Below are 6,000 nucleotides of genomic sequence, written 5' to 3'. Positions count from 1 at the left end.
GAAGTACACCGCAAGAAAGAGCCCTAAACATTTTTATAATCAAACAAAAAGCTTCCGACCATCATTTATGATAATCGGAAGCTTTTTTTACTTTTCAGAGACCGTTATGTCCCAGCCTCTACATTCACCCCGTTTAAAGACGTTCCAAATGCTCGAGGCACTCCGTATAATGTTCATCTTCATCAGCCTTAAACTGCGTATTCATAAAAGTAATCTTACCTTCTTTATTGATTACGAATACCGACCTTTTTGCCGTCTCGTCTTCAGGGTTGAAGACACCGTAATCCTTCGCGGTTTTTTTAAACCAATCGGATAACAGCGGGAACGGCAGCGTGCCAAGGCTTGCCTCAAACACGTTATGCGAGTAAATATGATCCACACTGATAGACAGCACTTCTGTATCGAGCTTCTGCAAAGCTTTGTAGTCCTCTTTCCAAGAGGTTAATTCCTTAATTCAGCCAGGAGTAAAATCCAGCGGATGAAAAGCTACAAGCACATTTTTCTCTCCCCTGAAATCACTTAATGAAATTCTTTCTTTTCTTGTCGACGACAAGTTAAAATCAGGAGCTTCCATTCCGATTTCCAATTCAGCCATATACTGCACCTCGTTTCATTTATTTTGACAGGTTTTATCGTATTTTTAAAAGATCCAGACTGCTTAATTTAAGCTGCTGTTTAATTCCAAATATAATTTCTTTCTCTTATCATTACCTGTATATATCCATTCCACTCTTCTGTCTTAAATAAAACACTTTCCACGCCAATCCCAAAATCCAGAAAACAGACAGCCGTTAAGCTGTCTGCCCGGAACAATTAAACGCATCATGTAAACGTCCGTTTTACTGCTTGCGTTTAATATCTCTCATAATTATTCTGCTTTCCGGAATTGTAGGAATTTCAGTCATGCTGAAAGATAAATCCTGCTCCGGCATAGAGTATGTGAGGTGATTGACAAGGTAGTCAAGACTATCTTTCATAATATCAATAGTGATCCATTCTCCGGCGCACCTATGGCCAATGTCAAACTCTCCTCCACCTTGCGGAATAAAGTCAAATGGGCTTCCGTCCCATTCTTTAAACCGTTCCGGTTCGAACCGGTTCGGGTTTTCCCAGTCATCCGGGTGGTGGTTTGTACCATACAGATCCAGCAGAGTCATTGTTCCCTCTTCAAACTTGTAGCCGTCCCACGTAAAGTCTTCTTTAACTATAGCCACTGTAAAAGGGAAAAACGGATAATAACGGCGGACTTCCTGAGTGAAATACTGGAGCTGGTCTTCATCTCCGCTCTCAAGAGCTTTCACTTTCTCAGGGTATTGATGAACCGCTAAAGCCGTGAACGCGATATAAATGGAAATCGCCACCATCGGACGCAGCAGATTTAATATCTCTACAGCCACAACGTGTTCGTCCAGCAATTGATCTTCATGGTCTTTATGCCATGAAAACGCATATAAAGCCCGGTATCTATCTACTTCCCGATCATGATTACGTACTTCTTTAACGAGTTCTTCAATCCAGTCTTCTGCTTGTGAGCGGGCTCTCCAACCTTTAAAGTGACTTAAACCGACCTCCGCAGGCTTCTCAAACATTTCACTCAGCTGGTCTGCCCGGTGGTCTACCTCATCTTCTTCCAGCGGTACGCCTGTCCATTCACAGGCAACCCGTGTTATGATTTTCTTAACTTCTTGATAAAGCACGATCTCTTCACGGGACTCCCAGTCTTGAGCTGCCTGTTCCCAGTATTTTTTTGTTAAACGGCGGATTTCTGTTAAATCATCTTTTGACATCAACGACATAAACATCGCTTTCCTGTGTTTATGCGCCAATCCATCTAACCCTTGGACTCCTCCCTCGCCAAATAGCGTCTTTTCCACCGGTTTAGGCGCCGCTCCTTCCCGTTTGAACTTATCATTGTCGTAAAAAATTTTAGCGGCTTCGCTTCCTGAAAGGCAAATTGCCTTACTGCCCAGAAGCTTTGTCTCAAACACATTAGACTGCATCGTGTGGCGCCGGTTAATAATAAACTGGTAGCCTTCTTTCAGCAGCTTTAAACTGTGGTCAAGACCTTCCTCTTTTGGCATATTGTTTTCATTACTCATACTATCCCTCCATATGACACCTGAATTTCCATTCACTATTAACCATTCCTTGGAAACCCCCCCATTTAAACCCCTTATTAGAAAATAAAAGGGCTGTTTTTATTTAGGACTTATCAGCATAGAAGCATTCCAGGAGAAACCGGCAGCTTTTTAAAGCATCATCAGCACTTTCAAAAACAGCTGTAAACCCTTATATATCAACAATGAAAACGTTCACAAAAACGACACACTATTTTAGCTGAAAATAGGTTATTATATAAGTAAGAAATAAATAAACAAAAGTTGTTAACACCGTAGGAGACTCAACCATGCGGTTGGTTCCAATTAAAAAACCAACAAATTTTCAAAAACATCTTAAGTAAAACCGGACAGTAAATAAGGCTTAAAAAACCTGTCTGCCGGAAATGGATGGATGAAATTGATTCATGAAAGTGGAAAGATGATATCCATTTCAAAAAGATTGTTTTTGAAAGCGTCTGCAGAAAATGCTAATCATTCAGAGCCAGTAAGTGAAGTAATCAGTTAACAAAGTTTAATGAATGGCAGTTGATCCGCTCCCCGATAGTAGTAGCTGGTTTATTATAATCGGAAAGATCGAAGCCATATCGAAGAAACTGCGTTAATAGTATTTCTAAACTCTGACTGGATAGGCAGCATAGCATGCAGAATGGTGTTCAACGGAAGCAACTCACTTTTCATCTGTAGCATTTGAAAAGTAAGAAAGCCGGCTTTTGAAAAAAAGCTAAAGTTGAAATCACACAGAGTCGAAAAGTGAAATGGTTGGGTCCCCTAAGGTGTTAACCTGAAAAACGATCTTCAATAAACTGAAGGTCGTTTTTTTATTTGCCTGTAATCCGCCTCTCAACATATTGCCTGTTTTTAAGGGAAACACTAAAAAATAAAAACACCCAGGAGGCTCTCCCCAATGGACAAAAAGAACAGAACCGTGGCAGGAACAGATATTGACGAAGTGAAACGTTTAAACAGGAATTCAGGACTCACTTACAACGAGGTCAAAAACGTCCTCGCTAAAATGAAAAACTCTAAGCCTTCCCCTCCTGAAAACTGAAAAAACCTTTAAGAGGATGCCTTTCTGCACCAGACGCAAAAAAGCTTGAGGCAACTGCTTTCTGCAGTTCCTCAAGCTTTAATAACTTAATTATTACTCATTATTATTGTTATCATCGTCAAGATTTAAGCCGTCATCATTATTTTCAGCGTCTTCGTCTGCATCTTCTTCTCCGCCTTCATCTTCTTCATCTTCGTCTTGGCTCCAAGTCCACTCTGTTTCATTTTCCTGTTCAGCGAAATCGATTGTTAGAGTGTACTCTTGGAAATCATCTTCATTAAAATCGAACGTATCAGCGATTCCAGAAGTGATTTCTTCCTGTTCGCTTGCTGCATTTACATGGAAATCAGATAAATAAGCTTCCATTTCTTCTACAGCTTCTTCGCCTTCAAGGTTAATATCGTCGCCGCTGATTGTAGCTTCAGGCTCTTCCCCGTCTTCATGGGCCGGATTATAAGTAAACTCCCATTCTGTTTCATCAACTAATGTTACGTTAAGATCAAAGTTTTGGAAGTCCTGGTCCATAACTGCTTCAGCTTCCTCGCCGTCCTCATCCATATTGTTTGCGGCGTTATTATCATCGTTTAAGCCGGCATCATTGTCTGCGTCAAACTCATCATTATTATTTTCGTTGTTATCAGCCATGTTTACATCTGGCTCTTCATTAACTTCTTCTGCCTCTTCATTGTTCTGGTTAGTGTCGTTTCCAATCCCATTATTTCCTTCTTCGTTGTCTCCACAACCAGCAATAGCTAATACTGTTGCAGTCGCTGCTAAACTCATTTTAAATTTCTTCATCGTCTAATCCTTCCTTTCAGCAAAATAATAAATAATAGTAATTTTGAGGACTACTGGGGGTGTTTCCTGTTTATTCATTTATTAAACAGAAACAGAAACGATTAATACTTTAGGGCTAAAAATTCAATTTTTTTTAAAAAATAATAACCCTTTCCATTACACATTTACTTTTATCGTTAAAAGAGCTTGAGTAAAGCTTTTATCCGGCCTGCTTCCCGAATCGCATACTCCTTGAGAGAGCATAAATACTCCGATGCCTGCAAATAATAAGGAAGGCTATAATTAAGCCCTTTGAAGGAGGATAATTCATGACAATAAAAGAGCAAAACGAAAAAAGTGACTATTCAACAGCGGCACTGAGTCCGGATCATCTTGACCGCCTGATTACGCTGGAAAAGGACTTTGCTGATTTTACCCATAAAGAAATTGTTTTGATCGCCTATGAAAAAGAAGAGTTAAAATAATAAGGAGGTATAAACCCTGTGACTGAGAAAAAGCGCCACATCGAGAAAAACGTCAATGCTGAATTAGGCGGGATGCGCCTGTACGGTACAACAAGCAACGTTGAAGTTGAAGGATATGAAATGTCCGGTGACATTGAAAACGCCGGGCAGCTTGATAAAGGATTTAAACGAAATAAAGACCGCGAAGGCGAAACAGCTGATTTTATTACCGATGAACTGCCAGATCAAAAGAATGACCGCGGCGGTTACGTTCTTGATCATCCAGATGATCAAGACACGGAATCACGAAGACCACGGCACACAGGGAAATAAAAAAAAGGGCGTTTCCTTTTGGAAAAGCCCTCTCTTAATTCATATTTGACTGATTATTATTTTCTGCTTATAAATCCGGTTCTTTAAGTTCACCGATCACAGTAACAGGCGACTGAACGAGCTTTTTAATTATATGTAAATCATTTTCACCACAGGTCAGCAGAATACATGTGGCGGGACCTGCTGATTGCTTAAGGTCAAGTGACAAATCCTGATGATCCACAAACACCTTGCCTGCGCTCCGGGCCAGTTCCTCTGCCTCATACTGCACCCCTTTTGAACCTGCAGGCAATAGATCGTGGACGGCCGCACTTTTCCTTAACTTTATCAGTTCCCTTAAGGTCACGATGTCGGGATCATCCGGATGTATGTCGTAGTCAGGCCCGCTCTTAGGGATGCCGACACATACGACCTGGTCTTCTCCCCTGGAAGCTCCAACAGGAAAACCTTTTTGGTCGGCAAGCCCCAGAATGGTCACTCCGATCCCTGTTTGAACTGTCGGCACATTCTCTTCAGAACTCCCTGTAAATTGGATATCGTCCGTGATGCCAGCCTCCCGTACATACTGTTTAATTTCCGCCAGGATTTTTTCACCGGAAGGATTCATTTCAACAGCCAGGCAGTCGATGACCATAAACGGTGTCGCCCCGCATGACACAATTTCAAACAAGGGAACACGAACCGCGAACTGGCCAAGGACCTCTTCCGGTACTTTTACTGCATCATAAGGTTTACTGCCGATCCCGCCATCTGAGTCACACGCGATTACCATATACTGCTCATCGTTTACAGCCATGAGTGTCAGATCTCTTACTTTTTTCAATAATTTTACCGGGTTGTCAATATACATTGCGTTTAACTCCTCTTCCTTCCACAGATGACCTGAACAAGGCACATTATAAATAACCTTCTTTTATTTCAAAAAACTCTCCGAGGATGTCCGCCAAAAAATTTAAAGGTGTTGTTTCCACCTGGCGATAGCCTTTTTCTGTATATAGGTGTATTGCATTTGGCAGCTCCCTTTTCAGCTGCCGCCTCAATTTTTTCCCCGGATCGTCCGCATCTACGAGTATATAGACATCGAGATCTTCGATTGGATAAATCAATGTTTCCAGTTTCTCCTCGCTGAGCGTCCCGTAAGTGCAAATAATTTCAACGGGTTCATCAAGCACCTGTTCAACACGCTTGCGGTCATTCTTACCTTCCACGATTAACACTTTATCTAACATTTCAAACATGAAAGCCCAGCCTCCTCAGT

The 6,000-nt window shown here is 41.4% G+C and carries 8 protein-coding genes; 3 read left to right on the top strand and 5 right to left on the bottom strand.

The genetic code is table 11. The features are described 5' to 3' along the window. Positions 1–133: 133 nt before the first annotated feature. Together K8O68_RS03940 and cypC are read right to left on the bottom strand one after the other, a co-directional pair. The gene (locus K8O68_RS03940; protein ID WP_230895639.1) at positions 134–574 is read right to left on the bottom strand and encodes a redoxin domain-containing protein; all 441 of its coding nucleotides are present in this window, start codon (positions 572–574) and stop codon (positions 134–136) included. A gap of 265 nt (positions 575–839) precedes the next feature. After that, positions 840–2,099, bottom strand: a complete 1,260-nt coding sequence (cypC, locus tag K8O68_RS03935) for a CYP152 family fatty-acid peroxygenase CypC (RefSeq protein ID WP_230895636.1) — start codon at positions 2,097–2,099, stop codon at positions 840–842. A gap of 925 nt (positions 2,100–3,024) precedes the next feature. Between cypC and K8O68_RS03930 the strand changes: the two genes are divergently transcribed. Continuing rightward, the gene (locus tag K8O68_RS03930) at positions 3,025–3,168 is read left to right on the top strand and encodes a hypothetical protein (protein ID WP_230895635.1); all 144 of its coding nucleotides are present in this window, start codon (positions 3,025–3,027) and stop codon (positions 3,166–3,168) included. A gap of 93 nt (positions 3,169–3,261) precedes the next feature. Here the strand turns inward: K8O68_RS03930 and K8O68_RS03925 are convergent, their stop codons facing one another. Continuing rightward, on the bottom strand, positions 3,262–3,966 hold the full coding sequence (locus K8O68_RS03925) for a YusW family protein (RefSeq protein ID WP_230895634.1): 705 nt from the start codon (positions 3,964–3,966) through the stop codon (positions 3,262–3,264). Positions 3,967–4,274: 308 nt separating this feature from the next. Between K8O68_RS03925 and K8O68_RS03920 the strand changes: the two genes are divergently transcribed. After that, positions 4,275–4,430: a hypothetical protein gene (locus K8O68_RS03920; protein WP_177174206.1), complete on the top strand. Its 156-nt coding sequence runs from the start codon at positions 4,275–4,277 to the stop codon at positions 4,428–4,430. Between the two features lie 18 nt (positions 4,431–4,448). Further along, positions 4,449–4,742, top strand: a complete 294-nt coding sequence (locus tag K8O68_RS03915) for a hypothetical protein (RefSeq protein ID WP_230895633.1) — start codon at positions 4,449–4,451, stop codon at positions 4,740–4,742. Positions 4,743–4,809: 67 nt separating this feature from the next. Here K8O68_RS03915 and K8O68_RS03910 read toward each other — a convergent pair whose 3' ends face one another. Beyond that, positions 4,810–5,592, bottom strand: coding sequence for an AIR synthase related protein (locus tag K8O68_RS03910; protein WP_230895632.1), 783 nt, complete (start codon positions 5,590–5,592; stop codon positions 4,810–4,812). Between the two features lie 46 nt (positions 5,593–5,638). Then, entirely contained in the window at positions 5,639–5,980 is a 342-nt protein-coding gene (locus K8O68_RS03905) for a toprim domain-containing protein (RefSeq protein WP_370640481.1), read from the bottom strand. Positions 5,981–6,000: the final 20 nt, after the last annotated feature.

This window comes from Salipaludibacillus sp. CUR1 (genome assembly GCF_021028955.1).
In the GTDB taxonomy this organism is placed as follows: Bacteria; Bacillota; Bacilli; order Bacillales; family Salisediminibacteriaceae; genus Salipaludibacillus.
The sequence above is the reverse complement of the archived record's forward strand: the minus strand, read 5'-3'. Positions and strand labels throughout refer to the sequence as shown.